The organism is Streptomyces sp. NPDC006435 (assembly GCF_040612315.1).
In the GTDB taxonomy this organism is placed as follows: Bacteria; Actinomycetota; Actinomycetes; order Streptomycetales; family Streptomycetaceae; genus Streptomyces.
Window position 1 is genome coordinate 83,720 of sequence record NZ_JBEXPY010000019.1, and the last position, 24,248, is coordinate 107,967.

General features: G+C 72.9%; 24 protein-coding genes. 6 read left to right on the forward strand and 18 right to left on the reverse strand.

Going from position 1 to position 24,248, the window contains the following annotated elements; all coding sequences use genetic code 11:
- Positions 1 to 6 precede the first annotated feature (6 nt).
- Positions 7 to 1,683 carry a GAF domain-containing protein gene (locus ABZZ04_RS19950; RefSeq protein WP_356933575.1) on the forward strand — a complete coding sequence of 559 codons (1,677 nt, stop codon included), beginning with the start codon at positions 7 to 9 and terminating at the stop codon, positions 1,681 to 1,683.
- Between the two features lie 49 nt (positions 1,684 to 1,732).
- Here the strand turns inward: ABZZ04_RS19950 and ABZZ04_RS19955 are convergent, their stop codons facing one another.
- Entirely contained in the window at positions 1,733 to 2,449 is a 717-nt protein-coding gene (locus tag ABZZ04_RS19955) for a response regulator transcription factor (RefSeq protein ID WP_356933576.1), read from the reverse strand.
- 295 nt (positions 2,450 to 2,744) lie between these two features.
- Here ABZZ04_RS19955 and ABZZ04_RS19960 point away from each other — a divergent pair, with 295 nt between their 5' ends.
- Entirely contained in the window at positions 2,745 to 4,046 is a 1,302-nt protein-coding gene (locus ABZZ04_RS19960; protein ID WP_356933525.1) for a globin domain-containing protein, read from the forward strand.
- Here the strand turns inward: ABZZ04_RS19960 and ABZZ04_RS19965 are convergent.
- The 3 genes from ABZZ04_RS19965 to ABZZ04_RS19975 all read right to left on the reverse strand — a co-directional run bounded on the left by ABZZ04_RS19965 (position 3,997) and on the right by ABZZ04_RS19975 (position 6,257).
- Positions 3,997 to 4,686 carry a vitamin K epoxide reductase family protein gene (locus ABZZ04_RS19965; protein ID WP_356933526.1) on the reverse strand — a complete coding sequence of 230 codons (690 nt, stop codon included), beginning with the start codon at positions 4,684 to 4,686 and terminating at the stop codon, positions 3,997 to 3,999. The two genes, ABZZ04_RS19960 and ABZZ04_RS19965, sit on opposite strands and share 50 nt — an antisense overlap.
- Entirely contained in the window at positions 4,683 to 5,162 is a 480-nt protein-coding gene (locus tag ABZZ04_RS19970) for a hypothetical protein (RefSeq protein ID WP_356933577.1), read from the reverse strand. Before ABZZ04_RS19970 ends, ABZZ04_RS19965 begins: the two co-directional genes overlap by 4 nt.
- A 162-nt stretch (positions 5,163 to 5,324) precedes the next feature.
- Positions 5,325 to 6,257, reverse strand: coding sequence for an oxidoreductase (locus ABZZ04_RS19975; protein WP_356933527.1), 933 nt, complete (start codon positions 6,255 to 6,257; stop codon positions 5,325 to 5,327).
- Positions 6,258 to 6,324: 67 nt separating this feature from the next.
- Here ABZZ04_RS19975 and ABZZ04_RS19980 point away from each other — a divergent pair, with 67 nt between their 5' ends.
- Entirely contained in the window at positions 6,325 to 6,957 is a 633-nt protein-coding gene (locus ABZZ04_RS19980; RefSeq protein ID WP_356933528.1) for a TetR family transcriptional regulator, read from the forward strand.
- 82 nt (positions 6,958 to 7,039) lie between these two features.
- Here the strand turns inward: ABZZ04_RS19980 and ABZZ04_RS19985 are convergent, their stop codons facing one another.
- The 6 genes from ABZZ04_RS19985 to ABZZ04_RS20010 form a co-directional block, all read right to left on the reverse strand.
- Positions 7,040 to 7,630 carry a hypothetical protein gene (locus tag ABZZ04_RS19985; protein ID WP_356933529.1) on the reverse strand — a complete coding sequence of 197 codons (591 nt, stop codon included), beginning with the start codon at positions 7,628 to 7,630 and terminating at the stop codon, positions 7,040 to 7,042.
- A 14-nt stretch (positions 7,631 to 7,644) separates the two neighbouring features.
- Complete coding sequence (locus tag ABZZ04_RS19990; protein ID WP_356933530.1) at positions 7,645 to 8,808, reverse strand: ROK family glucokinase; 1,164 nt, start codon at positions 8,806 to 8,808, stop codon at positions 7,645 to 7,647.
- A gap of 130 nt (positions 8,809 to 8,938) precedes the next feature.
- Positions 8,939 to 9,799 carry an ATP-binding cassette domain-containing protein gene (locus tag ABZZ04_RS19995; RefSeq protein ID WP_356933531.1) on the reverse strand — a complete coding sequence of 287 codons (861 nt, stop codon included), beginning with the start codon at positions 9,797 to 9,799 and terminating at the stop codon, positions 8,939 to 8,941.
- On the reverse strand, positions 9,796 to 10,848 hold the full coding sequence (locus ABZZ04_RS20000) for an ABC transporter permease (RefSeq protein ID WP_356933532.1): 1,053 nt from the start codon (positions 10,846 to 10,848) through the stop codon (positions 9,796 to 9,798). The genes ABZZ04_RS19995 and ABZZ04_RS20000 overlap by 4 nt, the downstream gene beginning before the upstream one ends.
- The gene (locus ABZZ04_RS20005; protein ID WP_356933533.1) at positions 10,845 to 11,828 is read right to left on the reverse strand and encodes a sugar ABC transporter substrate-binding protein; all 984 of its coding nucleotides are present in this window, start codon (positions 11,826 to 11,828) and stop codon (positions 10,845 to 10,847) included. Before ABZZ04_RS20005 ends, ABZZ04_RS20000 begins: the two co-directional genes overlap by 4 nt.
- 194 nt (positions 11,829 to 12,022) lie before the next feature.
- The gene (locus tag ABZZ04_RS20010) at positions 12,023 to 13,030 is read right to left on the reverse strand and encodes a sugar ABC transporter substrate-binding protein (RefSeq protein ID WP_356933534.1); all 1,008 of its coding nucleotides are present in this window, start codon (positions 13,028 to 13,030) and stop codon (positions 12,023 to 12,025) included.
- A 189-nt stretch (positions 13,031 to 13,219) separates the two neighbouring features.
- Here ABZZ04_RS20010 and ABZZ04_RS20015 point away from each other — a divergent pair, with 189 nt between their 5' ends.
- The gene (locus tag ABZZ04_RS20015; RefSeq protein ID WP_356933535.1) at positions 13,220 to 14,242 is read left to right on the forward strand and encodes a Gfo/Idh/MocA family oxidoreductase; all 1,023 of its coding nucleotides are present in this window, start codon (positions 13,220 to 13,222) and stop codon (positions 14,240 to 14,242) included.
- A 108-nt stretch (positions 14,243 to 14,350) separates the two neighbouring features.
- Here the strand turns inward: ABZZ04_RS20015 and ABZZ04_RS20020 are convergent, their stop codons facing one another.
- From ABZZ04_RS20020 to ABZZ04_RS20035, 4 genes are all read right to left on the reverse strand, one after another.
- Complete coding sequence (locus tag ABZZ04_RS20020; RefSeq protein WP_356933536.1) at positions 14,351 to 14,776, reverse strand: PaaI family thioesterase; 426 nt, start codon at positions 14,774 to 14,776, stop codon at positions 14,351 to 14,353.
- A 145-nt stretch (positions 14,777 to 14,921) separates the two neighbouring features.
- The gene (locus tag ABZZ04_RS20025) at positions 14,922 to 16,028 is read right to left on the reverse strand and encodes a cytochrome P450 (RefSeq protein ID WP_356933578.1); all 1,107 of its coding nucleotides are present in this window, start codon (positions 16,026 to 16,028) and stop codon (positions 14,922 to 14,924) included.
- Positions 16,029 to 16,221: 193 nt separating this feature from the next.
- Entirely contained in the window at positions 16,222 to 16,962 is a 741-nt protein-coding gene (locus tag ABZZ04_RS20030) for a response regulator transcription factor (RefSeq protein WP_356933537.1), read from the reverse strand.
- A 205-nt stretch (positions 16,963 to 17,167) separates the two neighbouring features.
- Positions 17,168 to 18,385 carry a histidine kinase gene (locus ABZZ04_RS20035; protein WP_356933538.1) on the reverse strand — a complete coding sequence of 406 codons (1,218 nt, stop codon included), beginning with the start codon at positions 18,383 to 18,385 and terminating at the stop codon, positions 17,168 to 17,170.
- A 144-nt stretch (positions 18,386 to 18,529) separates the two neighbouring features.
- Here ABZZ04_RS20035 and ABZZ04_RS20040 point away from each other — a divergent pair, with 144 nt between their 5' ends.
- Entirely contained in the window at positions 18,530 to 18,742 is a 213-nt protein-coding gene (locus tag ABZZ04_RS20040; protein ID WP_356933539.1) for a hypothetical protein, read from the forward strand.
- On the opposite strand, the gene ABZZ04_RS20045 is transcribed toward ABZZ04_RS20040, so the two are convergent.
- Positions 18,723 to 19,685, reverse strand: coding sequence for a DMT family transporter (locus tag ABZZ04_RS20045; protein WP_356933579.1), 963 nt, complete (start codon positions 19,683 to 19,685; stop codon positions 18,723 to 18,725). The two genes, ABZZ04_RS20040 and ABZZ04_RS20045, sit on opposite strands and share 20 nt — an antisense overlap.
- Before the next feature lie 167 nt (positions 19,686 to 19,852).
- On the reverse strand, positions 19,853 to 20,476 hold the full coding sequence (locus ABZZ04_RS20050) for a dihydrofolate reductase family protein (protein WP_356933540.1): 624 nt from the start codon (positions 20,474 to 20,476) through the stop codon (positions 19,853 to 19,855).
- 320 nt (positions 20,477 to 20,796) lie between these two features.
- Between ABZZ04_RS20050 and ABZZ04_RS20055 the strand changes: the two genes are divergently transcribed.
- Positions 20,797 to 21,552: an SDR family oxidoreductase gene (locus ABZZ04_RS20055; protein ID WP_356933541.1), complete on the forward strand. Its 756-nt coding sequence runs from the start codon at positions 20,797 to 20,799 to the stop codon at positions 21,550 to 21,552.
- Positions 21,553 to 21,697: 145 nt separating this feature from the next.
- Here the strand turns inward: ABZZ04_RS20055 and alc are convergent, their stop codons facing one another.
- Both alc and allB read right to left on the reverse strand, forming a co-directional pair.
- Positions 21,698 to 22,813 (reverse strand): allantoicase, encoded by a 1,116-nt coding sequence (alc, locus tag ABZZ04_RS20060; protein ID WP_356933542.1) that lies wholly within the window; start codon positions 22,811 to 22,813, stop codon positions 21,698 to 21,700.
- Between the two features lie 2 nt (positions 22,814 to 22,815).
- Entirely contained in the window at positions 22,816 to 24,159 is a 1,344-nt protein-coding gene (gene allB, locus ABZZ04_RS20065; RefSeq protein WP_356933543.1) for an allantoinase AllB, read from the reverse strand.
- Between the last annotated feature and the right edge of the window lie 89 nt (positions 24,160 to 24,248).

Below are 24,248 nucleotides of genomic sequence, written 5' to 3' on the forward strand. Positions count from 1 at the left end.
GACCGGATGCGCAGTCTGCTGGACGCCGTGATGAGTCTGGGGCGGGGGCTGGAACTGCCCGAGGTGCTGCGCGGCATCGTGGAGGCCGCGGTGACCCTGACCGACGCGGAGTACGGGGCGCTCGGCATCGTCGGGGACGGGCAGAAGCTGCTGGAGTTCCTGCCGGTCGGCATATCGGAGCAGTTGGCCGCCGAGATCGGTCAGACGCCGTGCGGGCGCGGCATCCTCGGTGAGCTGATCCACCGGCCGGAACCGCTGCGGCTCACCGATCTCAGCAGCCATCCGCGCAGCTTCGGCTTCCCGCCCCACCATCCGCCGATGCGTACCTTCCTCGGGGTTCCGGTGCGGGTCCGGGACGAGGTGTTCGGCAATCTCTACCTCACCGAGAAGCGGGGCGGGGCGGGCTTCGACGCCGACGACGAGGCGGTGCTGACCACCTTGTCGATCGCGGCCGGGGTGGCCATCGACAACGCCCGCATGTACGACGAGAGCCGCCGCCGGGAGCGGCGTCTGGAGGCTCTCGGCGAGATCACCCGCACCCTCCTCTCGGGGACGGACGCCGACGAGGTGCTGCATCTGATCGCCGAGCGGGCGATGGAGGTGGCGGGGGCCGACCGGGCCGCGATCCTGCTGCCGACGCCGCCCGCCACCGGGGCCGCGGACGCGGCCGACGCGCGGCTGACCGTCGCCGTGGCCCACGGCAAGGACGCCGGGCGCGTCACGGGGCTGTCCGTCCCGGCGCGGGGGTCGCTGGCCGGGCTCGCGGCCCGTACCGGGACGCCGGTGCACTGCGCCGACGTACGGACCGATCCCCGGGCCCATCCGTTCGGCGGCGGCGTCGAGGAGGGGCTGGGGCCGGTGGTGACGGTGCCGTTGCGGGTCGACACGGGGGCGAGCGGCGCGCTGCGGCTGGGGCGGCCGGTGGACCGTCCGCCGTTCGACGACACCGAGATCGCGCTCGTCTCGGGCTTCGCCGACCAGGCGGCCATCGCCCTGGAACTGGCCCGCAGGCGGGCCGAGTCCGAGGAGCTCGCCGTCATGCACGACCGGGACCGGATCGCCCGCGATCTGCACGACCTGGCGATCCAGCGGCTCTTCGCGACCGGGATGACGCTCCAGAGCACCACCCGTGCCATCGCGGACCGGCCGGACGCGGCCGAGCGGGTCAGCCGGGCGGTGGACGATCTGGACACCACGATCCGGATCATCCGGTCCACCATCTTCGACCTGCGGACCGCGGAGCGGGCGGGCCGCGGCGGGCTGCGGCACCGGATGGCGGAGACCGCCCGCACCGCGGCGCACGCCCTGGGGTTCCAGCCCTCGTTGCGGATCGACGGGCCGGTGGACACCACGGTGCCGGACGAACTGGCCGAGCACCTGGTGGCGGTGGCCGCCGAGGCGGTGTCCAACGCCTCCCGCCACGCCCGCGCCACCCGCATCGGCATCGAGCTGTCGGCCGACGAGGTGGTGACCCTGACCGTCACCGACAACGGCGTCGGGATCGGGGGCGGCGTGGTGGCCGCCGCCGGGACGGGGCCGGCGTCCGGCGACCCGGCGGACGGGCGCCCCGGGGGGCTGGCCAACATGCGTACGCGGGCGGAGCTGTGCGGCGGTTCGCTGACCGTGGAGCGGCCGGCGGACGGCGGCACCCGGATCGTCTGGCGCGCGCCGCTGCACGACTGAGGGCCCGTCCGGGCGCGTGCCGCCCGGCGGGCCCCGCGGCGCGGGTCCGTCAGCCCCTGCGGTCCTTGACCCGGCCGACGAGCATCGCGGCCTGGATGCGGCGGCCCACGCCCAGTTTGGCGAGGATCGACGAGATGCGGTTCTTGACGGTCTTCTCGGCCAGGAAGAGGCGTTCGGCGATCTCCCGATTGGTGAGTCCCTCGCCGATGAGGTCCAGGATCTGCCTCTCCCGGGGCGTGAGCCCGTCCAGTTCCGACGCCTCGGACGGTTCGGCCGGGCGCTGTTCGGCGCCCCGCAGCCGTTCCATCACCCGGGCGGTCGTCCGCGGGTCGAGCATCGAGGTGCCCGAGGCGACCCGGCGCACGGCGGTGATCAGGTCGGCGCCGTTGATCTGCTTGAGCACATAGCCCGCGGCCCCCGCCATGATGGCGTCGAACAGCGCCTCGTCGTCGTCGAACGACGTCAGCATCAGGCAGGCGAGTTCGGGCATCAGGGCGCGCAGTTCCCGGCACACCTCGATCCCGGCGTGGTCGCCGCCCCGGTCGTCGCCGAGGCGTACGTCCAGCACGGCGACCTGCGGTCTGGTGGCCGGTACGCGCACCAGCGCCTCCCGGGCGGTGGACGCCTCGCCGACCACCTCGATGTCGCCCTCGGCCTCCAGCAGGTCGCGCACACCGCGCCGTACGACCTCGTGGTCGTCGAGGATGAAGACGCGTACGGGGGCCGCGGGCCCTGACGGGTCCGTGTCCGGCGGGGTCGTGCCCAGGGGGTCCGTGCTCGGCGGGGTCGTGCTCGGCGGGGTGTTCGCGAACTCACTCACATCAGGCTCTATCGGTTCGGGGAGAGGGCCGGGAACAGTATGTGCCCGGCTCCAAAGGTGCTTCCGGCGGGGTGTCACGGCATGGTGAACGGCGTCTGAACAGGGCCGAAAGTCCCTGTGGCCGGGGGCCGGTCAGCGGGCGGGGCCCGGTGCCATACTGACGCCGCCAAGATCGTCCGGGCGCCACGGACATCTCCCTTCCGGCCACCCCCACTGCGCTGCATCAAGGAGCCCCCGGCCCATGAACACCTCCAGCGAGGACTACCACGCACTGCTCGCACGGCACGACGCCATGCGGCTGCGACGACGCATCCTGGCCCCGGCCGACAGCCGTACGGACCGGTGGAGCACCGAGGTCCCCCGTGCCTACGACGGCACGGCCGACCAGTTGCTGATCAGCGACTCGCTGGCGCTGGTGGCCCCGATGGAGGAGCTGATCGCCGACCTGTACCGGGTGCTGTTCGAGCGGCACCCGTACCTCCGGGCACTGTTCCCCGAGTCGATGGCCTTCCAGCAGGACCATCTCGCCTCGATCTTCCACTACTTGATCGGCAATCTGCACCGTACGGGCGAACTGATCCGCGTCTTCGGCCAGTTGGGGCGCGACCACCGCAAACTCGGGGTCCGCCCGGCACAGTTCGAGGCCTTCGAGGCGGCGCTCATCGAGGCGCTGCGGCTGCGCGCCGGGGCCCGGTGGACCGGTGCGCTGGAGGACGCCTGGCTGCGGATGCTGCACCTGGCGGTCTCGGCGATGGTCAGGGGCGCGGACGAGGCGATCGCCGAACCGCCCAGCTGGGAGGCGACGGTGACCTCGCACGAGCTCCGCACCCCCGGCCTGGCGGTGCTGCGGATCCGCCCGCACCAGCCCTACGCCTTCGAGGCCGGCCAGTACGCGTCCCTGGAGTCGCCGCTGCTGGAACAGGCCTGGCGCCCCTACTACCTGGCCCGCGCACCGCACCCGGACGGCGAGCTGGAGTTCCATGTACGGGCCCGGGGCGCCGGCGGGGTGAGCGACGCGCTGGTGCACGGCACGCGGGAGGGCGACACCGTCCGCGTCAGTGCGCCGCGCGGCGCGCTGGCCCTGCCGGACCACCTGCTCTCCGCGGACCTGCTGCTGCTCGCCTCGGGCACGGGCTGGGCGCCGATGAAGGCGCTGCTCCAGCGGATCGAAGCGGATCGCTCCGGTGTGCACCGGGTGCGCCTGCTGCTGGGGCGCACCGGTCCGGGGGAGGCGACGGGCGAGGAGATGTACGACGCGGCGTGCCTGGACGTGTTCCGGCGTACCCGGCCCTGGCTGACCGTCGTCACGGCGGACGCCGCGGGCGCCTCCTTCGGGGACGTCGGGGCGCGGGCCCTCGCCCGGCAGCACGTCTTCGTGGCCCTCTCCCCCGAGACCGCCGCGGCCGGGGCGGAGCAGGAGATCGCCACCCGGCTGTCCGCCGCCGGGATACCGGACACGCACATTCACCTCGACACCACCGGCATGGGAACGGTCACAGGAATGTCCGCCAGTACGGCCAGAACCGGACTGCTATCAGCATGACGACGGCCAGGCACCAGGTCACCGGCACCACCAGCGGGAACTCCAGCACCGCCGCGACCAGCGCGCGCGGCGCCGGCAGCACGCCGTGGCGCAGGTTGTGCACCGTGACGTGCCAGAACATGAAGATCGTGACCGCCCACACCAGCATGCACCACAGGCACAGGGCGCCGATCTCGTACAGGGCCTGGGTCATCAGCCACATGCAGAAGCCGACGCCGAGCAGTGTGCCGAGGTTCAGCCCCAGCCAGTACCAGCGCCGGTAGCGCGCACCGGCGAGCAGGCCCGCGCCGGTGCACAGCACCACCGCGAAGCCGATCAGCCCGAGGAGCGGGTTGGGGAAGCCGAACACCGACGCCTGGTCGCTGGTCATCACGCTCGTGCAGGACAGCACGGGGCTGAGCGAGCAGGCGGGCACGAAGCCGGGGTCGACGAGCAGTTCGATCTTGTCGACCGTGATGACGAACGAGCCGAGCAGCCCGAGCGCGGCGGTGACGATCAGCAGCCAGGCCGGTCCCCGCTCCGCTCCGGCACGCTCCGGGGCGTGGCCGGTCCCACCGTTCCCGGCGGCTCCGGCCCGCCCGCCGTTGTCGGTGTCCTCGGCGTCCCCGCTGTCCTCCACGACGCGTTCCGACAGTTTCATGCCCGCCCCCGCACCGAGCCGTCCGGCCAGACGACCTCCACCCGGATGCCCCGCGCACGCGCGAAGGCGACCAGATGCGCGGTGGCGTCCCGGCCGTCCGACGGTGATCCGTCCCACACCGCGAGCACGGTCCGGCAGGTCTCCACCAGCCGCTCGTCGGCACCGACGCACGCGTCCCGGTCGGCCGGGTCGAAGGCCAGCAGCCGTACGTGTTCGGCCAGGACCAGCAGTTCGCCCGCGGCCGAGCGGTCCGGCTCGGGCAGGGGGGCGGGCACCGCGCCCTGGGCCGGCAGCAGCACCGTCAGCTTCCGGCCCGCCTCCCGGGCGGCCCGTCCGAACACCACCGGCAGCCCGGAACCGGCCCGCACCAGCGCGGCGGCCCCCTCCGCCAGCCGGTCCAGCCTCGTCCTCAGTTCGGCTTCCACCAGCTCCAGGGTCGATTGGCCGAGGTCCCTGTGCCCGACGACTGCGATCACCATGCTTCCCTCCCGCGCGCACCGGCGGCGTGCGATGCATCGCAGTGAACCCACCGGCGGCCCGTGGCCACTAGGGCCGATCGGCCCTGGGCGGTTCGGCGTTCGACGACCGGGGCCGGACGAGGTCCCCTGCGGCGTACCGCGGTCGTGCCCGTGCGGTGCTCACCCGGCCGTCAGGTCCGGGAAGCGCACTCCGGTCAGCCGCTCCGACAGCTCCCACAGCCGGCGCCCGGTGGCGGCGTCCTTCGCGCGGGGCGCGAGGGTCACCCGCGTCGGCGCCCCGCGCAGTTCGCCCGCGCCGCCGGGTCCGATGAACTCGCCGCCGCGCACGCCGGGTTCGATCGCCGCGTACAGCTGGGAGAGCGCGCCGTCGGCCGGCTTCTGGGCCAGCGGGGACAGCAGAAGGCCGTACAGCAGTCGCACCGTCCCGACCGGCGTGTCCTTCTGGAGCCCGGTGGCGGTGTACCCCGGGTGGGCGAGCACGCTCCGTACCGGGCTGCCGGCCCCGGTCAGGCGCAGGTGCAGCTGATGTCCGAAGACGGCGTTGGCCAGCTTGGACTGGTTGTAGTGGCCCATCGGGGAGTACGCGCGCTCCCCGTCCACGTCGTCGAAGGCGATCCGGCCCTGCCGGTGGTTGGGCGAACTCACGGTGACCACCCGGGGGTCGACGCCCCCGGCCAGCAGGTCGAGCAGCAGGCCGGTGAGCGCGAAGTGGCCCAGATGGTTGGTGGCGAACTGCAGCTCGTGGCCCTGCGGGCTCAGGGTGCGGGGCGGTGCCATGATTCCGGCGTTGTTGACCAGCACATCGACGTGTGAGTGGTCCGCGCGCAGCGCGTCGGCGAAGGCGCGCACCGACCCGAGGTCGGCCAGGTCGACGCGGCGCACCTCCAACCGGGCGCCGGGGGTGCCGGCGGTGATCGTGGCGGCGGCCCGTCGGCCCTTCTCCGTGTCCCGCACCGCGAGGACCACCCGTGCTCCCCGCCGGGCGAGTGCATGAGCGGTCGCGAGACCCAGTCCGCTCCCGGCACCGGTGACGACGAACACCCGGCCGGTCTGGTCGGGGATCAGCCCGGCGTTCCAGCGTTCTTGTTTCATGCGGCACAGACTGACCGTGATGACACTTGGTGTCAAGAGAGGTATTGAGTGCCAAATTCGGCACGGCATGTACCATGCGGGGGTGAGTACGCGATCCGATCTGAGCCTGGCCGAGCGCAAACGTCGGCTCGTCTCGGACGAACTGACCGAGGCGGCCCTGCAGCTGCTGGCCCTCAAGGGCTTCGACGCCGTCACCGTCGACGAGATCGTGGCGGCCGCGGGCGTCTCCAAGCGGACGTTCTTCCGCTACTTCGCGTCCAAGGAGGACGTCGTCGTCCAGTTCCTGGCCGACATGGGGGCGGACATGCGGGCCGCGCTGGCGGACCGGCCCGCCGAGGAGCCGCCGGCCGAGGCGCTGCGGCACGCCGTGCGGGTCCCGGTGACCACGTGCGCCGCCCACTCGGAGCGGGCCCTGCGCGTGGTGCGGCTGATCCTGCGCACCCCCGCGCTGCTCGCCCGGTTCCTGGAGCGGCAGGACCGGTGGCGCGACGAACTCGCCGAGGAGCTCGCCCGCCGGGTCGGCCGCGACGTCGGGAGCGACCTCTACCCGCGCCTGGCCGCCGGGACGGCCCTGGCCGCCTTCCACGTGGTCCTGCGGCGCTGGAGCGAGAGCGACACGGCCCTGGACCCGGCGGCTCTCCTGGACGAGGCCTTCGACCTCGTCTCCCCGGCCCTCGGTCCCGCCCCGGGCACCCGTTGAGGGCTGTCGGGCCGGGGCGGGGCGGGGCTGCGGTGTCCCGTCGGGGCGTCGCCCCTTTCCGTCCGGGCGTCGCCCTCTTCCGTCAGGGGGTCGCCGCGGACACCACGTAGACGACCGGGTTCATCGGGTCGGTCATGTTCACCATGATGTCCTGGGTGGGCCGGGGGTCCTTGTTGGTGTGCGTGGTGCCCGCCCAGTCGGTCCCGGGGTCGAAGGACCAGCCCGAGACCTTCCGGTCGCGGGCGCCGATGGTCACCTCGCCGGCCTTCAGGTCGCCCCGCCCGCTGCCGAGCCGGCTGAGGAACCGGTCCAGCCCGGCGGACGTGGTGCGGAACTCCACGTACAACCGGCTGGCCTTCCAGTTGTTGGTCTCGTAGTACTGCACGTCCAGGGAGTTGCCGGGCATCGGGAGCTCGAAGATCCGGCGCTGCATCCGGGACGGCCAGCCCTCCCGGAGCCCCTGGGCAGCCGCCTCGGCCTCCTTGTTCTGGCCGGCGCGGCGGCTCTGGCCGGCGGAGATCAGCAGGTAGCCGGCCGGGATGCCGATGAGCAGCACGATGATGGTCGCCGTGATCAGACGGCGGCGGATCATCCGGCGCCGGTCCTGCGGCGGCCGTTCGTCGTCGGGCGGCGAGGACTGGCGCGGCAGGACGGGGTGCTCGGCTGCGGTCATGTGTCTGCTGGTCCCTAGGAGGTGCGGGTGTTTCGCGTGTTGCGGATGGTGCTCGCGGCCTGGTCGTAGATCTGGGCGTACCGCTCGTGCCGTTCGACACGGCGGCGGTTGGTGCGGCGGAACCTGCGGGCCACCAGCCGGGCCAGGTCCGCGGCGCCGACCATACCCGCCTCCGGGCCGAGCTGGGCCTTCGTGATCCGGGCCTCGGGGCGGTAGCCGCGGCCGGTGAGGTGGCGCTTGAAGGCGTCCCTGGCGGGGCCGATGAGCAGGTCGTCGGCGGCGCTGACGCCACCGCCGATGACGAAGCAGGAGGGGTCGAGCGCGGCGGCCAGGTTGGCGATGCCCACGCCGAGCCACTGACCGATGTCCTGGAGGAGTTCGACGCACATCGCGTCGCCCTCGCGGGCCAGTTCGGTGATGAGGGGGCCGGTGATGTCGGGGATGTTGCCCTTGACCCGCTCGATGATGCCGTGCGCCACCGGGGAGTCGGCCGCGGCCAGCTCCTTGGCCTCGCGGACCAGGGCGTTGCCGGAGCTGTACTGCTCCCAGCAGCCGCGGTTCCCGCAGGGGCAGCGGTGTCCGCCGGGCACCACCTGCATGTGGCCGAACTCACCGGCGACCCCGTACTTGCCGCGCTTGACCCGGCCGTCCTCCAGGATCGCGCCGCCGATGCCGGTGCCGAGCGTGATCATGACGAGGTGGTCCTCGCCGCGGCCCGCGCCGAAGCGCCATTCCGCCCAGGCGGCGGTGTTGGCGTCGTTGTCGACCATGACGGGGACGACGAGCCGGGAGGCGAGGGCGTCGCGCAGCGGTTCGTCGCGCCAGGCGAGGTGCGGGGCGAACAGCACCCGGGAGCGGTCCGCGTCGACCCAGCCGGCCGCCCCGATGCCGACGGCGTGCACGTCGTGCCGGTCGGAGAGGTCCAGGACCAGTTCGACGATGGTGTCCTCGACGACCTTGGGGCTCTTGGACTTGTCCGGCGTCTCGGTGCGCAGTTGCTCCAGGATGTTGCCGTCGGCGTCGACGACGCCGGCCATCACCTTCGTGCCGCCGATGTCGATGCCGACGGTGGGGACCCGGGGCGCCGTGAGGTGGGAGCGCCGCTCCCTGGTGCCCACGGTCCGCAGGACGGTGGCGCGGGCGGAGCCGCGGTGTGTGAGGTCGCGGTACGTGCTCATCGTCCCTGCGGGGTCGGGGAGCCGGGAGTGGTGCCCCCGGCGGCGGACTGCGCCCGTCGGGCTCGATTCTGCCACTGCCGGGGGGCCGGGGCGGGCGGACCGGGGCGTACGGGGCCGGTACCCGCCGGGGCTACGCGGGGTCGTCGGTGTCCGGGCCGGCGGGGGGCCGGTCCGGGCCGGTGGCCCGTTCCAGCTCGTGGCTGAGCTCCTCCAGCTCGCTGCCGCCCGCCATCTGGCGGGTCAGCTCGTCCAGCGTGACGCTCCCCTTGGTGTGGCTGCCGGCCATGGCGCCCCGCTTGAGCAGGACGAACCGGTCACCGACCAGATACGCGTGGTGAGGGTTGTGCGTGATGAGGACCACGCCGAGACCCGCGTCGCGGGCGGCCGCGACGTACTTGAGCACGACCCCGGACTGCTTGACGCCGAGCGCGGCGGTGGGCTCGTCCAGCACGAGCACCTTGGCACCGAAGTGGACGGCCCGCGCGATGGCGACGCACTGGCGCTCGCCGCCGGACAGGGTGCCGATCGGCTGGTCGACGTCGCGCAGGTCGATGCCCATGCGCAGCAGTTCGGAGCGGGTCGTCTCGCGCATCAGACGCACGTCGAGGCGTTTGAAGGGGCCCGAGCCCGTGGTCGGCTCCGAGCCGAGGAAGAAGTTCCGCCAGACCGGCATGAGGGGGACGACGGCCAGGTCCTGGTAGACCGTGGCGATGCCCCGGTCCAGGGCGTCGCGCGGATTGACGAGGGTGGTCTCCTCGCCGTCGACGAGGAAGGTGCCGGCGTCGTGCCGGTGCAGCCCCGCGATGATCTTGATCAGGGTGGACTTTCCGGCGCCGTTGTCGCCGAGCACACAGGAGATCTCCCCCGCGTGGACCTCCAGCGAGACGTCGTCGAGCGCCCTGATGTTGCCGTAGTACTTGCTGACGCGGTCCAGCTCGACGAGCGCCCGGCGGGGCGTCTCCGGGGCGGCCGGTGCCTGGGGGGCCGTCATTTCGTCGCCTCCGCGCGCTTGCGTACCCATGCGTTGAGCAGGGTGGCCAGGAGCAGCATGGCTCCGAGGAAGAACTTGAACCAGTCCGGGTTCCACTCCGCGTACACGATGCCCTTGCTGGTCATGCCGAAGATGAAGGCACCGACCGCGGAGCCGATCGCGGAGCCGTAGCCGCCGGTGATCAGACAGCCGCCGATGACGGCCGCGATGATGTAGATCAGTTCGTTGCCGACGCCCTCGCCGGACTGGACGACGTCGTACGAGAACAGCAGGTGCTGGCCGGAGACCCAGGCGGCGAAGGCGACGCCGAGGTAGAGCCCGATCCTGGTGCGGATCACCGGGACGCCGACCGCGCGGGCCGCGTCGGCCCCGCCGCCGACCGCGAAGATCCAGTTGCCGAAGCGGGTACGGAGCAGGATCCAGGTGGCGACCGCGACGAGGACGGCCCACCACAGGATGGTGACCTTGAGCTCGACGCCGCCGATGGTCCACTGCGAGGCGAACATCTTGCGGGCCGAGTCGAAGCCCTCCATGTCGCCGATGGCCTTCGTCGAGACGGTGCCGCTGATCAGCTTGGTGAACCCCAGGTTGAGGCCGGTCAGCATCAGGAACGTGCCGAGCGTGATGATGAAGCTCGGCAGTTTCGTACGGGTCAGCATGAAGCCGTTGAACGCGCCGAAGGCCAGGGTGACCAGCAGCGACACGAAGACGCCGACCCAGACGTTGGCCGTCATCTGGTAGCTGAACATCGACGAGATCAGCGCGGAGCTGGTGACCATCACCCCGGCGGAGAGGTCGAACTCGCCGCCGATCATCAGCAGTGCCACCGGCGCGGCCATGATCCCGATCGTCGAGGCCGCGTAGAGCACCGTGCCGAGGCTGGAGGCGCGCAGGAAGCTGTCGGCGACGATCGAGAAGAAGACGAAGACGGCCGCGGCGCCGACCACCGAGCCGAGCTCGGGGCGGCCGAGGAGCCTGCGCAGCGGTGAGGTGTGCAGCAGCCGCTCGTCCTTCCCCGCCGGGGCGGACGGTCCGGCGATCGTGCTCATCGGGTCCCCCGCTTCGTGTACTGGGCCAGTTCGGCGGCGTCCTTCGCGGTGATGATCTGCGGTCCGGTGAGGACCGGGCGGCCACCGCCGAGCACGTTGCCGTTGTAGCGGTTGAGCCAGAGCAGGTCGACCGCCTCGTAGCCCTGGAGGTAGGGCTGCTGGTCGACGGCGAAGCCGAGGGTCTTGTCCTGGAGGGCCGTGGCGACCTTGGCGTTCAGGTCGAAGGTGTCGATCTCGGCCCCGCTGCCCGCGGTCCTCTTCGCCTTGACGGCGGCGTCCGCGAAGGGCGCGCCGAGGGTGACGACCGCGTCGATGTTCTTGTCGGCCTGGAGCTTGGCCTCGATGGACGCCTGGACGTCGGGCATGTTGGTGCCCTCCACGTACAGGTTCTGCAGCTGTCCGTCGAAGGACTTCTTCGCTCCGGCGCAGCGCTGCTCGTGGCCGACGTTGCCCTGCTCGTGCAGGATGCACAGGGCCTTCTTGCGGCCGCGCGCGTTGAGCTCCTCGCCGACGGCCTCGCCCGCGATGGACTCGTCCTGGCCGATGTGGGTGAGCGCGCCGAACCGCTTGGACTCCGCGGAGCCCGAGTTCACCGTGATCACCGGGATTCCGGCCTTCACCGCCTTGGTGACGACGTCCTTCATCGCGTCGGGCTTGGCGAGGGTGACGATCAGCCCGTCGACCTTCTGGTCGATGGCGGCCTGCACGAGCTGGGCCTGCTGCTGCGCCTCGTCGTTGTGCGAGTACAGGAACTTGATGTTGTCCTTGGCGGCCGCCTGCTCGGCGCCGCGCTGGACGATGTCCCAGAAGGTGTCGCCGTCGCCCGAGTGGGTGACCATGGCGAAGGTCCAGCGGGGTGTGTCCACCGCGGCCCGGCCCTCGGCGGCGGCCCGGGCCGCGCGCTCCTCCGCCCGCTTGCCGCCGGTGCTGCTGCATCCCACGAGGGAGGCCCCGAGCACCGCCGCAAGCACGGCGCCCATCGCACGTACCCCTGTCCGAACCCTTGCCACGACGCCGTGCCCTTCTTGTGCTGCTCGCTGTACCGCCTGGAGCGGCCGGGGGCGGTTCGCGCCCCGACCGGCTGGCCAAGTATCCCCGAGCCGTCCGCGGCGCGGCCCGGCAGGGGCGGGGCGCGTGTGTCGGGGCCGGGTGCGCGCGGCGGGGCGCGGAGGGTTCACCGGGTACCGCGCGCGGTGTACTTCTCCAGCTGCGGCACGTCGTCGGCGGTGACGATCGCCGGGCCGGTGAGCACCGGTTTCCCGCCGCCGACGACGTTGCCGTTGGTCCGGTTCAGCCACAGTCCGTCGACGGCGAGGTAGCCCTGGAGGTAGGGCTGCTGGTCGACGGCGAAGCCGACCTCCCCGGCCTTCAGCCGTCCGACGACCTCGGCGTTCAGGTCGAAGGTGTCGATCTCGGCCCCGCTGCCGGAGCCGTCCTTGGCCTTGACGGAGGCGGCGGCGAAGGGGGCACCGAGGGTGACGACGGCGTCGATGCCCTTGTCGGCCTGGAGCTTCGCCTCGATCGAGGAGGTGGCGGCCGGCATGTTGGTGCCTTCGACGTTCAGGTTCTCGACGTGGCCCCCGAAGGTCTTCCGCACCCCGGCGCAGCGCTCCTCCAGCGATACGTTGCCCTGCTCGTGGATGACGCAGAGGACCCGCTTGCGCCCGCGGTCGGCGAGCTCCTCGCCGACCGCCTCGCCGGCGACGGCCTCGTCCTGGCCGATGTGCCCGAGCGCGCCGAACTCCGCGGAGAACCGTGCGCCCGCGTTGATGGTCACCACGGGTATGCCGGCCTTCACCGCCTTGGTGACGACCGTTTTGAGCGCTTCCGGTTTGGCGAGGGTGACGACGATGCCGTCGACCTTCTGGTCGATGGCGGCCTGGACGAGCTGGGCCTGTTTCCCGCCCTCCTTGTCCGCCGAGTAGAGGAACTCGACGTTGTCCTTGGCCGCCGCCTGCTTCGCACCGTTCTGCACGATGTCCCAGAAGGTGTCGCCCTCCCCCGAGTGCGTGACCATCGCGATCTTCATCCGGGGGGTGCCGGCCGCCTTCCCGCCGCCGCTTCCCGCCGCGGGCCTCTCCTCGGCGTCCTTGCCGCCGGAGCCGCTGCATCCGGAGACGGCGAGGACGATGCCGAGGGCCGTGACGGTGATCAGGGCCGCTGCCCTGCGGGAGGTGCGCATGGTGGGGTCCGCCTTCTCTCCACGGCCGCCGGAATGCGGCTGGACGTTTTCTAGCGGCGGTCGTACGGAACGTCAACGGCGCCCGGCGGTAAGGGTGTTGTGATGCCGGGATGCCATGACAACCGAACAAGTCGCACCTTGTAAGGACATATGGTTGACAGCGCAGCCGGTGGGCGGCACGTTGGGTCCATGCGTATCGGACTCATCGGCACCGGCCGGATCGGTTCCTTCCACGCGGGTGTGCTGGCCCGCCATCCCGAGGTGGACGCCCTGGTGGTGACGGACACCGACGGGGACCGGGCGGCCGGGGTCGCGCGGCACGTCGGCGCGTCGGCGGTCGGGAGCGCGGCCGAGGTGTTCGGCGCCGGGGTGGACGCCGTGGTGATCGCCTCGGCCACCGCGGCCCACGCGGAGCTGATCGGCCGGGCCGCGCGCGCGGGGCTCCCGGCGTTCTGCGAGAAGCCGATCGCGCTGGACCTGCCGGGGACGCTGGGCGCGCTGCGCGAGGTCGACGAGGCGGGCAGCGTGCTCCAGCTGGGCTTCATGCGCAGGTTCGACGCCGGCTACGGGGCGGCCCGCGCCGCCGTGCGGGCCGGGACGCTCGGCAGGCTGCACACCGTGCGGGCGACGACGATGGACCCGGCACCGCCGCCCGCCGCGTACCTGCCGCTCTCCGGGGGGCTGTTCCGGGACTGCCTGGTCCATGACTTCGACATGCTGCGATGGGTGACGGGCCGTGAGGTGACCGAGGTGTACGCCACCGGGTCGGACGCCGGGCCCGCGATGTTCCGGGCGGCGGGTGACGTCGACACGGCGGCGGCGCTGCTGACCCTCGACGACGGCACCCTGGCCACGGCGACGGCCACCCGTTGCAACGGCGCCGGTTACGACGTGCGGATGGAGCTGGCGGGCGAGCTGGACCAGATCACGGTCGGCCTGGACGACCGTACGCCGGTCACCTCCGCCGAGCCGCTGGGCCCCGCCGCCCCCGCCCGTCCCTGGCCCGGTTTCCTGGAGCGGTTCGCCCCCGCGTACGAGGCCGAACTGGACGCGTTCGTAAGGGTGGTGCGGGGCGAGCTGCCCAATCCGTGCGACGGCCGGGAGGCGTGGTACGCGCTGCTGGTGGCGGAGGCGTGCGAGGTGTCCCGCCGGGAGCGGCGCCCCGTGACGGTCGCGGAGGTCGCGAAGGCCGCCGACGGGGCTGCCGGGTGACGGAGGACGGGTGACGGAGGACGGGTGATCGACGGGCCCGCGCCGCCCCTCGTACGGGGGGCGGCGCGGGCCCGTCGGTGTCCGGCCGGCCGGTGGGCCGGGGCGTGGTCAGGAGGACGGGGCACCGGCCGACAGCACGGTTCCCTGCGCGACCGCGCAGAGCGTCTCCGTCCCGTCCTCCTCCGCGGCGAACAGTTCGCAGCGGACCACCGCCTGGCGGCGGCCGGTGTGCACGACCTCGGCCCTGGCCACGAGCGTGCGACCGGTGGCGGGCCGGACGTACTGGATGGAGAAGCCGCCGGTCAGCACGGCCGGGCCGAGGGTCGTACCGGCGGCGAAGGTGATCGAGTTGTCGGCGGCGTAGGCCAGCACCCCGCCGTGCAGAAAGCCGTTCTGTTGCTGGAGTTCCTGTCGTATGTCCACTTCGAGGGTGGCCGCACCGCCCCCGAAGGCGGTGATCCGTGCCCCGACGAGGCCGCTGAACGGCTGGCTGTCGAGAACCTTCTGGGCCATGGGCAGATCGAGTCCGGTCATGACAGAGTTCCTACCTCACCGGAGTCCGTCCCTCACCGGATTTCCCGCCCGCCGGGTTTCCCGTTCACCGGATTTCCCGCCCGCCGGGTTTCCCGTTCACCGGATTTCCCGCCCACCCGGTCCCCCCGCCCGTCGGGTCCCCGCCTCACCAGCGGACCGGAAGTCCCCGCCGACCGCGGATCAGCAGGCCGGGAAGCCAGTCGAACTCCCCCGCCTCCGGGTCCGGTTCGAGGCCCGGGCACCGCTCCAGCAGCGTACGGATCGCGATCCGTCCCTCCATCCTGGCCAGCGGCGCGCCCACGCAGAAGTGCACCCCGTGCCCGAAGGCCAGGTGTCCCTGGGCGTCACGGCGGATGTCGAAGGCGTCCGGTGCCGGGTAGCGGGCGTGGTCGCGGTCGGCACCGGCCAGCGACACCAGCACCGGCTCGCCCGCCGGGACGACCCGCTCCCCGATCTCGACCTCCTCGCGGGGGTAGCGGAAGGTCGCGGTCTCCACCGGCCCGTCGTAACGCAGCATCTCCTCGACCGCGCCGTCGAGCAGGCCCGGATCGGCGCGCAGGGCGGCGAGTTGGTCGGGGTGGTCGAGCAGCGCCCGTACCCCGTTGGAGATCAGGTTGACCGTGGTCTCGTGCCCGGCGACGAGCAACAGGAAGGCCATGCCCACGAGTTCGTCGGGCGACAGCCCGTCCCCCTCCTCGTCGCGCGCCCTGACCAGCGCGCTCATCAGGTCCTCGCCGGGCGAGCTCCGCTTCTCCCCGATGAGTTCGCCGAGGTACGCGTTCATGGCGCGCACCGCTTCCTGCTCCTGCTCCGGCGAGGTGGGGGTGACGACGCCGTTCGACAGCCGGCGGAAGGTGTTGCGGTCCAGGTCGGGGACGCCGATCAGCTCGCAGATGACGGTCATCGGCAGCGGGAAGGCCAGTGCGTCGACGAGGTCGGCGCGCCCCGCGGGCACCATCGCGTCGAGGAGTTCGTCGGTGATCTGCTGGACCCGCGGGCGCAGCGCCTCGACCCTGCGGGCGGTGAACTCCCGGGCGACGAGCTTGCGCAGCCGGGTGTGGTGGGGAGCGTCCAGCTCCAGCATGTTGAGGAAGATCGGGTCGCTCTCGGCGGGCGCGCCCGGCAGGCCCCGCCAGTCCTTGGCGAACCGCTGGTCGGCCAGGACCGCGCGGGCCTCGTCGTACCCCACCACGAGCCAGGTCCGCTCGAACTCGTCGGTACGGATGGTGTGCACGGGACCTGCGGCGCGCATTTTCTCGTAGTACGGATACGGGTTAGCCGTGAAGTCCTTCGCCCCGCGCAGATCGACGTCTACCTCGGCCTCGGTGTCGGCATGGGCATCGGTGTCGGCGGGGCCACTGACTTCGGACATGGGACCGTCCCTCCCGGTCTGATCGGTTCGATCGTTCGGCCCGATCGTCCCCGATCGCTTCGGATCGACCGGTTCAGCCTACGTCGCCGGCTTCCGCGGCATCGTCGTCGAGCAGCCCCGAGTCGTGCACCAACAGCGCGATCTGGACACGGTTGTTGAAGTCGAACCTGGTCAGGATCCGGGACACCTGTGTCTTCACCGTCGCCACGCTGAGGTAGAGCGCCGCGGCGATCTCGGCGTTGGAACGGCCGCGGGCGACGGCGATCGCGACCTCGCGTTCCCGCTCGCCGAGGGAGGCGATCCGCCGGCGCGCCCGGTCGGTGCGGTCCATGCGGTCGTCCCGGCCGCCCCGGGGCCCGGTCCCGGCGGCACGGGTCATCAACTGGCGCGTCACCGCGGGCGACAGCACCGGATCACCGGCCGCGACCCGCCGCACCGACTCGACGATCTGCGCCGGAGGGGTGTCCTTCAGGACGAATCCGGCGGCCCCCGCCCGGATCGCGCGCAGCACCTGTTCGTCGGCGTGGAACGTCGTCAGGACGATGACCTCCGGCGCGTCGGGGCGGGCGCGCAGGGCCTCGGTCGCGGTCAGCCCGTCCACGACCGGCATCCGGATGTCCATCAGCACCACGTCGGGGCGGACCCGTTCGACGAGGTCCGCGACGTCCGCGCCGTCGGCCGCCTCCCCCACGATGTGGATGTCGTCCGCGCCGCCGAGCATGAGGGCGAGCCCGGCCCGCACGAGCGGGTCGTCGTCGACAACGGCGAGCCGGACGGGCGGGGCCGGGTGGTTCTCCGGAGGTGGGGTGATCATGACGACCACCGTAGCCAGGCCCGGACACCGGCCGTACCGGGGGCGGCCGTTGCACCCGGCGCCACCGGTACGGAGGAGACGGGGGGAGCGATCGGTCCGGTACCCACCGGGGCGACGGGGGGAGCGATCCGCCCCGCGCGCACGGGGGCGACGGCGGGAGCGACCCACCCCCCGCTGACGACGGCGGGAGCGCCTCGCCCCGTGCTCACGCGGGCCACGGCAGTGCGGCCCGGAGGCGGAAGCCGCCGTCCGGTTCGGGGCCGTGGTCGAGGTGGCCCCCGGCCAGCGTGGCGCGTTCCGTGAGGCCGATGAGTCCTTGTCCGGAGCCGGGCACCTGGGCGAAGGGCTCGGTGGGTGCCGGGTTGCGCACCTCGATGGTGAGCCCTTCCCCCGGACCGCCGGTGACCGTGACGGTGACCTCGGCGCCGGGCGCGTGCTTGCGGGCGTTGGTCAGGGCCTCCTGGGCGATGCGGTAGACGGTGCGGCCGGTGGCGGCGGGGGCCGCGGCGGGATCGGCGACCCGGTTGTCGAGGGTGACCTTCATGCCGGCCAGCCGGGACTCGGCGACCAACGAGTCCAGGGTGGCGAGGGTGGGCTGCGGCCGGTCGCCGTCGCTCTCGCCGGGGCTGCGCAGCACCCCGATGATCTCGCGGAGGTCCTGGAGCGCCTCGTGCGCGCTGTCCCGGATGACCCCGGCGGCCCGCGCCACCTCGGCCGTCGGGGCGTCCGGGCGGAATTCGAGGGCGCCGGCGTGGACGCTGAGGAGGGTCAGCCGGTGGGCCAGGACGTCGTGCATCTCCCGGGCGATGGCCTCGCGGGCCAGCCGTTGCGCCTGTTCGGCGCGGAGCTCCGCCTCCGCCTCGGCCCGGTGGGCCCGTTCGCGCAGGCTGAGGACGACCTGGCGTCTGGACCGTACGACCATGCCCAGGCTGAGCACCAGCAGGAACAGCAGGGTACCGATGATCACGGACTCGACGAACGAGGCGTCCGGCTCCGGGCGCAGGTACGGCTGCACCGGGCCGGTGATCACGGCAAGTGCCCCGATGGCCGCCACCGGGCGGAACGGGCGGTGCACCGCCACGCTGAACAGGGCGACGAGCGCGGCTCCCGCGGCGACCGGTTCGACGGCGGAGACCAGGACCAGGGCCACCGCGACGCCGACCGGCCACCTCCGCCGCACCCACAGGGCGCAGCAGGCGGCCGCCCCGACCACGCAGTCGACGAGGACGACGATGTCGGGGGTGGTGCGGTCGGCGTCGACCGTCGCCGCCGTGAGCATGCCGATCAGGGCCGCGCCGAGGAAGGCGGTCAGGTCGACGGCCCAGTCCCGCACGGTGCGTCGCGAACGGCCGCCCCGGTCTCCCGGCAGCTCGGGGTCGGCCATCGCCGAGGGCAGCAGCCAGCGGTACTCCGTACGTGTCATACGGCAAAACTACCCAGGTCGGGCGGGTGTTCCGGGTGTACGGGACCGGCGGCGACCAAAGTCGTGGAACCCGAGACTTTCGGCGGCACCGCGCAACCCGTCGGCCGACGCGGGGGCCGGGCCGGAGCCGCGAGGCTCTCCCACATGAAGAAACTCTGCGAGACGGTCGGCTTCCTCCTCTGTGCCCTGGGGATCGCCGGACTCCTGAACGAATGGTTTGACCGGTTCCGGTTCTTGGCGGTGATGCGGCGGCTGGACTTCATCGGCCCGTACGCGGTCTTCGTCAACATCGTGATGATCGTGGCGGGGGTCGCGTTGTTGGTGGCGGCCGACCGGGTCAAGGAGCAGCAGGGGTAGCCGGAGGGGCCGGGGCCGTTCGGGAGGCGGCCGGGGTCACCGCCCGGCGGCCCCAGGCCGTACCGGCCAGGACCAGTGCCGCGCCCGCCGCACCGAGGACGCCGAGGCGCTCGCCACCGATCGCGATGCCCGCGGCGGCGGCCCACAGCGGCTCCGTGCCGAGCAGCAGGCCGACCCTGGACGGCGAGGTGCGGCGTACCGACCACATCTGCACGAAGAAGGCGAAGAGCGTGCAGAGGACGGAGAGGAAGAGCAGCCCGCCCCACTCCCGGACGCCGAACCCGGCGGCCACCGTCCACGGCGCCTCCCCGGTGCCGGGCACGGCCGCGAGCAGGGCGAAGACGGCGACCGCGCTGCCGAGCTGGACCGTGGTGAGCGACAGCGAGTCCGCCTCCTGCACCGACTTGATGCGGGCCATCAGCAGGACGTGGACGGTACGGGCGAGCGCGGCCACCAGCATCAGCAGGTCGCCCGTCGACGGGGCGGTGAATCCGCCGCCCTGGGTCAGCAGCATCACACCGGTCACCGAGAGCCCGGCGGCGGCGAGGAAGGCCCGGGGCGGCCCGACCCGGGTCACGGCGGCCTCGGCGAGCGGGGTGAAGATCATGGTGAGGCTGATGATGAGCCCGGCGTTGGTCGCCGAGGTGTGCACGACGCCGTACGTCTCCACCAGGAAGATCGCACCGAGGACGAGCCCCAGCAGACCGGCACCGCGCCACTGCGCGGCGCCGAGCGCCCGCAGCCTGCGCCGGCCGGCCACCACCAGTACGGGCAGCACGACGGCGAAGCGCAGCACGAGGACGGCGAGGACGGTCTGCGTGGTGGTGATGCCCTTGGCCGCGAGGTAGCTGGCTCCCCAGACGACCGCGACGAGCAGTACGGGCAGGTCGGTGACCCAGGCACGGCGCGAGGGGGCGACGGCGGGCACGGCGATCGAGGACACCTGGCGGTTCTCCTGGTTCTCCACGGCAGAAAACGCGGTGGAGACCTCGGTGGCTCGCACGCGGAACGATCACGCTACCCGGCGGTTCCCCGCTCCGGAACACCCGTCTCGCCCCTCGTCCGGCACACCGGTTCCGGCCCGGGAGGGGCGCGAGGGTGCGCCGGGCCTCACTCGTCGAGGTCGAAGGAACCGAACCGGACCGGGCCGGTGGGCCGGTAGGTGCGGATCGAGATGCCGCTCGGGGTCTCCCGCGCCCCGATCCGTTCGAAGGCGGTCGGCCGGCCGCCCTCGGGGAAGAGCCGGCGGCCCCGGCCCAGTACGACCGGGTAGGTGAGGACGTTGTACTCGTCGATCAGCCCGTGCGCCATCAGGAACCGGGCCAGTCCGCCGCTGCCGTGGACCTGGAGCTCGCCGCCCCCGGTGCGTTCCTTGATGCGGGCGACCTCCTCGGCGACGTCCGTGGACACGACGGTCGTGTTCTGCCATCCGGGGTCGCTCAGGGTGGTCGAGACGACGTACTTGGGACGTGTGTTGAGCGGGCCCGCGATCGGGTCGTCGGGGTCGGTCACCTTGGGCCAGTACCCGGCGAAGATGTCGTAGGTGCGGCGGCCCAGCAGGAAGGCCGCGGAGCGCCCCATCACCCCGTTCATGAAGTCGATCATGTCCTCGTCCGCGAACGGCACCGTCCAGCCGCCGTACTCGAACCCGCCGTCGGTGTCCTCGTCGGGGCCGCCCGGCGCCTGCATGACGCCGTCGAGCGACAGGAATGTGGTGAGAGTCAGCTTCGCCATGGTTCTTCTCCCGGTGCTTCGGTCGTCCGTCCCCCACTCTTCCGACTCCGGCACCGGCCGCAACTCATCGGTCCGGCCGCACGGACGGGCCCTCCTCACCTCCCGTACCGGCCCGTCGCGCGCTCCCGCACCGGCTGTCACGCGTTCCCCGCCGGGCTGTCGCACGGGGCCCCATCCAGGCGTCCGATTCCCGCCGGTGACCGCGGGGCGGAAGGACTTTCCTTGTCCATGTCGAAGCCGCGGCAGGAGCCGTGGCGAAGCCCGCGGCAGAGCGGTCGGCACATCCGGCTGGACTCCGCCCCGATCTGCGAGGAACCACCATGACCAGCACCATCGCCGGCACCGGCGCGCCCCGGACCGCACTCGTCACCGGCGGCAGCCGCGGCATCGGCGCCGCGACCGCCCTGCGGCTCGCCCGGGACGGCGCCGACGTGGCACTGACCTATGTGGAGGACGAGGCCGGCGCGCGGGCGGTCGTGGAGAGGATCCGGTCGTACGGCCGGCGCGGCACGGCCCTGCGCGTGGACGCCGCCGACCCCGAAGCGGTCCCGGCGGCGGTGGCCGGGGCCGCGGACGCGCTCGGCCGGCTCGACGTCCTGGTCAACAACGCGGGCATCGGCGTCCTCGGACCGATCGGCACCCTGAGCACCGCCGACGTGGACCGGGTGCTGGCCGTCAACGTACGGGCGGTGTTCCTGGCCTGCCGTGCGGCGGCGGAGCTGATGGAGCCGGGCGGCCGGATCATCTGCGTCGGCACGGCCCTGAGCCGGTACGCGGGCGGCCCCGGCTCCACCCTCTACACGATGAGCAAGTCGGCGCTGGCCGGGCTCACCAAGCCGCTGGCCCGCGAGTTCGGCCCGCGCGGCATCACCGTCAACCTGGTCCAGCCGGGCCCGGTCGACACGGATCTCAACCCGGCCGACGGCCCGTTTGCCGAGGGCCAGCGCGCCGCGACCGCCCTGGGCCGGTTCGGCACGGCGGACGAGGTGGCGTCCCTGATCGCCTACCTGGCCGGTGACGAGGCCGGCTACATCACCGGTACGGAGGTGGTGGTGGACGGGGGCCACGCGGCCTGACCCGACCGCGCGACCGGACCGGGCCCCGTGACCGGGCCGCCTGACCCCGTGGCCGGGCGGCCCGGCCGGAATCGGCCGGCCCCGCGCGCGGCTCCCGCGACCGGAGTCCGTCGGGTGGCCCGGACCGGGGCCGCCCGACGGACCCTCAGCCGCCCAGTTCGCGGTGGCGGGCGGCCAGCCGGGCGGCGCCCTCCTCGGTCGGGGTGCCGAACAGCCGCAGCCGGGAGATCCCGCCGTCCGGGAAGATGTCGATGCGGACGTGCGTGGCCCGGACCGCCTCCGGCAGCACGAAGCGGTGGTCGGTGTCGGGCTGCAGCCGGGTCCGGGGCAGCACCTCGGTCCAGTCGCCGCTCCCGCCGTCCCGGACGGAGAGGCTCGCCCATCCGGCCGAGTTGCCCTTCAGATACGCGGTGTCGATCTCGACCGCGCCGATCAGTGCCTGCTCGACGAGCCGGTAGCGGATCCAGTCGTTGCCCCGGTCGCGTCGGCGGCGGGTCTCCCAGCCGTCGTCCATCTTGCGGGACCGGCCCGGCTGGATGGTGTTGGTCGCCGGGGAGTAGAAGCGGTCGGAGGCGTCCTCCACCGTGCCGCCGTTCTCCAGGGCGACCAGGTCGAAGGTGCCGAGGGCGGCCAGCCACGCCGGGTCGGGGACGACCTCGCCGTACACTCGCAGGCGGGCTATCCCGCCGTCGGGGTGCTGGTTGACCCGCAGGTGGGTGAAGCACCGCTCGGCATCGACGGCGAAGCCGTTGGCCGCGTGTCCGCCGACGGCCGTGCGGGGCACGAGCGTCGTCCACTTCACGTCGGGCGCGAGGAGTTCCTCCGGCGACGGGGAGCCGGGTACGCAGGTCGCCTCGACGGAGACGGCCTGCGGGTAGTTGCCGCGGAAGTGGGCGGTGTCGACGACGATGCCGCGCACGACCCCGGGCGCGCCGAGCCGTACCAGCGCCCAGTCGTGGTCCTCGTCGGCCGGGTGCGGCGCGTCCGCGCCCGTGCCCCGGCGGCGGCGGGTCTCCCAGCCGTCCATGACCTTGCCCTTGTGGCCGAAGCGCTCCGGGTCGAACTCGGCGGGCTCCGGCTTCAGCAGGTTCTCCCGCTCGGCGAAGAACTCGTCGTTGGCCGCGATCACCCCGGCGCCGAGCCGCCGGTCGGCGAGGTCGACGAGGTCAGTGAAGGGGAAGTCGTCGGTGCGGTAGTCGGCGTACGGGTCGCCGCCGCCGTACGGGTTCGCGTCACCGGTGAAGCGGGCTGTCGCCGTCATGGTCAGTGGTTCCTTTCGAGGAGGTGGCCGGTGGGTCCGGCGACGGTGCCGTCGGCCGCGATCCGTACCCCGCGCAGCCAGGTGGACCGCACCACGCCGTACAGGGTCCGGCCCGCGTACGCGGTGACCCGGTTGCGGTGGAGGAGTTCGGCGGGGTCGACGGTGAACGTGTCGTCGGGGGCGAGCACCGCGAAGTCGGCGTCGCGGCCCGCCTCGATGGCGCCCTTGCGGGTCAGCCCGGCGAGTTCGGCGGGGGCGGCCGACATCCAGCGGGCGACGTCGTCGAGCGAGTGGCCGCGCCTGCGGGCCTCGGTCCAGATGGCTGGCAGTCCCAGCTGGAGGGAGGAGATGCCGCCCCAGGCGGAGGCGAAGTCCGGCGTCTTCAGGTCGGTGGTGCACGGCGAGTGGTCGGAGACGATGCAGTCGATCGTCCCGTCGGCGAGTCCCGCCCACAGCACGTCCTGGTTGGCGGCCTCCCGGATCGGCGGGCAGCACTTGAACTCCGTCGCGCCGTCGGGGACCTCCTCGGCGGTGAGGGTGAGGAAGTGCGGGCAGGACTCCACCGTGATCCGTACGCCCTCGCGCCTGGCGGCGGCGATCATCGGCAGCGCGTCGCCGGAGGAGAGGTGCAGGACGTGGACGCGGGCGTTCAGCCGCCTGGCGTGCGCGATCAGGCCCTCGATCGCGGTGTTCTCGGCGTCGCGCGGCCGGGAGGCGAGGAAGTCGGCGTACGCGGGGCCGCTGCGCTGCGGGGCGGAGGCCAGGTGGCGCGGGTCCTCGGCGTGCACGATCAGCAGTCCGCCGAAACCGGCGATCTCGGCCATGGAGCGGGCCAGCTGCTCCTGGTCGAGCTCCGGGAACTCGTCGACGCCGGAGGGCGAGAGGAAGCACTTGAAGCCGAACACCCCGGCCTCGTGCAGCGGGCGCAGGTCCTTGATGTTGGACGGGACCGCGCCGCCCCAGAAGCCGGTGTCGATGTGCGCCTTGGCGGCGGCCACCCGCTGCTTGGTGCGCAGGTGCTCGACGGTGGTGGTCGGCGGGAGGGAGTTGAGCGGCATGTCGAGCAGGGTGGTGATGCCGCCCGCCGCCGCCGCGCGGGTGGCGGTGTGGAAGCCCTCCCACTCGGTGCGGCCTGGGTCGTTCACATGGACGTGCGTGTCGACGAGGCCGGGCAGCAGGACGTCCTCGCCGAAGTCCTCCAGCCGGGCGCCGGCCGGCACCTCGGCGTCGTACGGCAGGACGGCGTCGATCCGCCCGTCGGCGACGGCGACCGTCGCGGGCCGCGTCCCGTCCGGGGTGACGACCCGCGTCGAGCGCAGCACCAGATTCACGTCAGCACCGGACACCCGTGCTCCTCACTTCGACTCTCCGCCGAGGCCTCCGCCACCGGCAGATTCAACGAACTGTTGAAGGAGTCTTCACTCGGGACCGGGAC

What these genes read in the sequence shown, in the direction of transcription:
- ABZZ04_RS20010 (WP_356933534.1), bottom strand. Translation starts at nt 13,030, where the DNA reads ATGCGCACCTCCCGCAGGGCAGCGGCCCTGATCACCGTCACGGCCCTC.
- ABZZ04_RS19990 (WP_356933530.1), bottom strand. Translation starts at nt 8,808, where the DNA reads ATGAGCACGTACCGCGACCTCACACACCGCGGCTCCGCCCGCGCCACC.
- ABZZ04_RS19960 (WP_356933525.1), top strand. Translation starts at nt 2,745, where the DNA reads ATGAACACCTCCAGCGAGGACTACCACGCACTGCTCGCACGGCACGAC.
- alc (WP_356933542.1), bottom strand. Translation starts at nt 22,813, where the DNA reads ATGACGGCGACAGCCCGCTTCACCGGTGACGCGAACCCGTACGGCGGC.
- ABZZ04_RS19980 (WP_356933528.1), top strand. Translation starts at nt 6,325, where the DNA reads ATGTACCATGCGGGGGTGAGTACGCGATCCGATCTGAGCCTGGCCGAG.
- ABZZ04_RS20035 (WP_356933538.1), bottom strand. Translation starts at nt 18,385, where the DNA reads ATGACACGTACGGAGTACCGCTGGCTGCTGCCCTCGGCGATGGCCGAC.
- ABZZ04_RS20040 (WP_356933539.1), top strand. Translation starts at nt 18,530, where the DNA reads ATGAAGAAACTCTGCGAGACGGTCGGCTTCCTCCTCTGTGCCCTGGGG.
- ABZZ04_RS20020 (WP_356933536.1), bottom strand. Translation starts at nt 14,776, where the DNA reads ATGACCGGACTCGATCTGCCCATGGCCCAGAAGGTTCTCGACAGCCAG.
- ABZZ04_RS19965 (WP_356933526.1), bottom strand. Translation starts at nt 4,686, where the DNA reads ATGAAACTGTCGGAACGCGTCGTGGAGGACAGCGGGGACGCCGAGGAC.
- ABZZ04_RS20005 (WP_356933533.1), bottom strand. Translation starts at nt 11,828, where the DNA reads ATGGGCGCCGTGCTTGCGGCGGTGCTCGGGGCCTCCCTCGTGGGATGC.
- ABZZ04_RS20000 (WP_356933532.1), bottom strand. Translation starts at nt 10,848, where the DNA reads ATGAGCACGATCGCCGGACCGTCCGCCCCGGCGGGGAAGGACGAGCGG.
- ABZZ04_RS20030 (WP_356933537.1), bottom strand. Translation starts at nt 16,962, where the DNA reads ATGATCACCCCACCTCCGGAGAACCACCCGGCCCCGCCCGTCCGGCTC.
- ABZZ04_RS19950 (WP_356933575.1), top strand. Translation starts at nt 7, where the DNA reads ATGCGCAGTCTGCTGGACGCCGTGATGAGTCTGGGGCGGGGGCTGGAA.
- ABZZ04_RS20025 (WP_356933578.1), bottom strand. Translation starts at nt 16,028, where the DNA reads ATGCGCGCCGCAGGTCCCGTGCACACCATCCGTACCGACGAGTTCGAG.
- ABZZ04_RS19995 (WP_356933531.1), bottom strand. Translation starts at nt 9,799, where the DNA reads ATGACGGCCCCCCAGGCACCGGCCGCCCCGGAGACGCCCCGCCGGGCG.
- ABZZ04_RS20015 (WP_356933535.1), top strand. Translation starts at nt 13,220, where the DNA reads ATGCGTATCGGACTCATCGGCACCGGCCGGATCGGTTCCTTCCACGCG.
- ABZZ04_RS19975 (WP_356933527.1), bottom strand. Translation starts at nt 6,257, where the DNA reads ATGAAACAAGAACGCTGGAACGCCGGGCTGATCCCCGACCAGACCGGC.
- ABZZ04_RS19985 (WP_356933529.1), bottom strand. Translation starts at nt 7,630, where the DNA reads ATGACCGCAGCCGAGCACCCCGTCCTGCCGCGCCAGTCCTCGCCGCCC.
- ABZZ04_RS20050 (WP_356933540.1), bottom strand. Translation starts at nt 20,476, where the DNA reads ATGGCGAAGCTGACTCTCACCACATTCCTGTCGCTCGACGGCGTCATG.
- ABZZ04_RS20055 (WP_356933541.1), top strand. Translation starts at nt 20,797, where the DNA reads ATGACCAGCACCATCGCCGGCACCGGCGCGCCCCGGACCGCACTCGTC.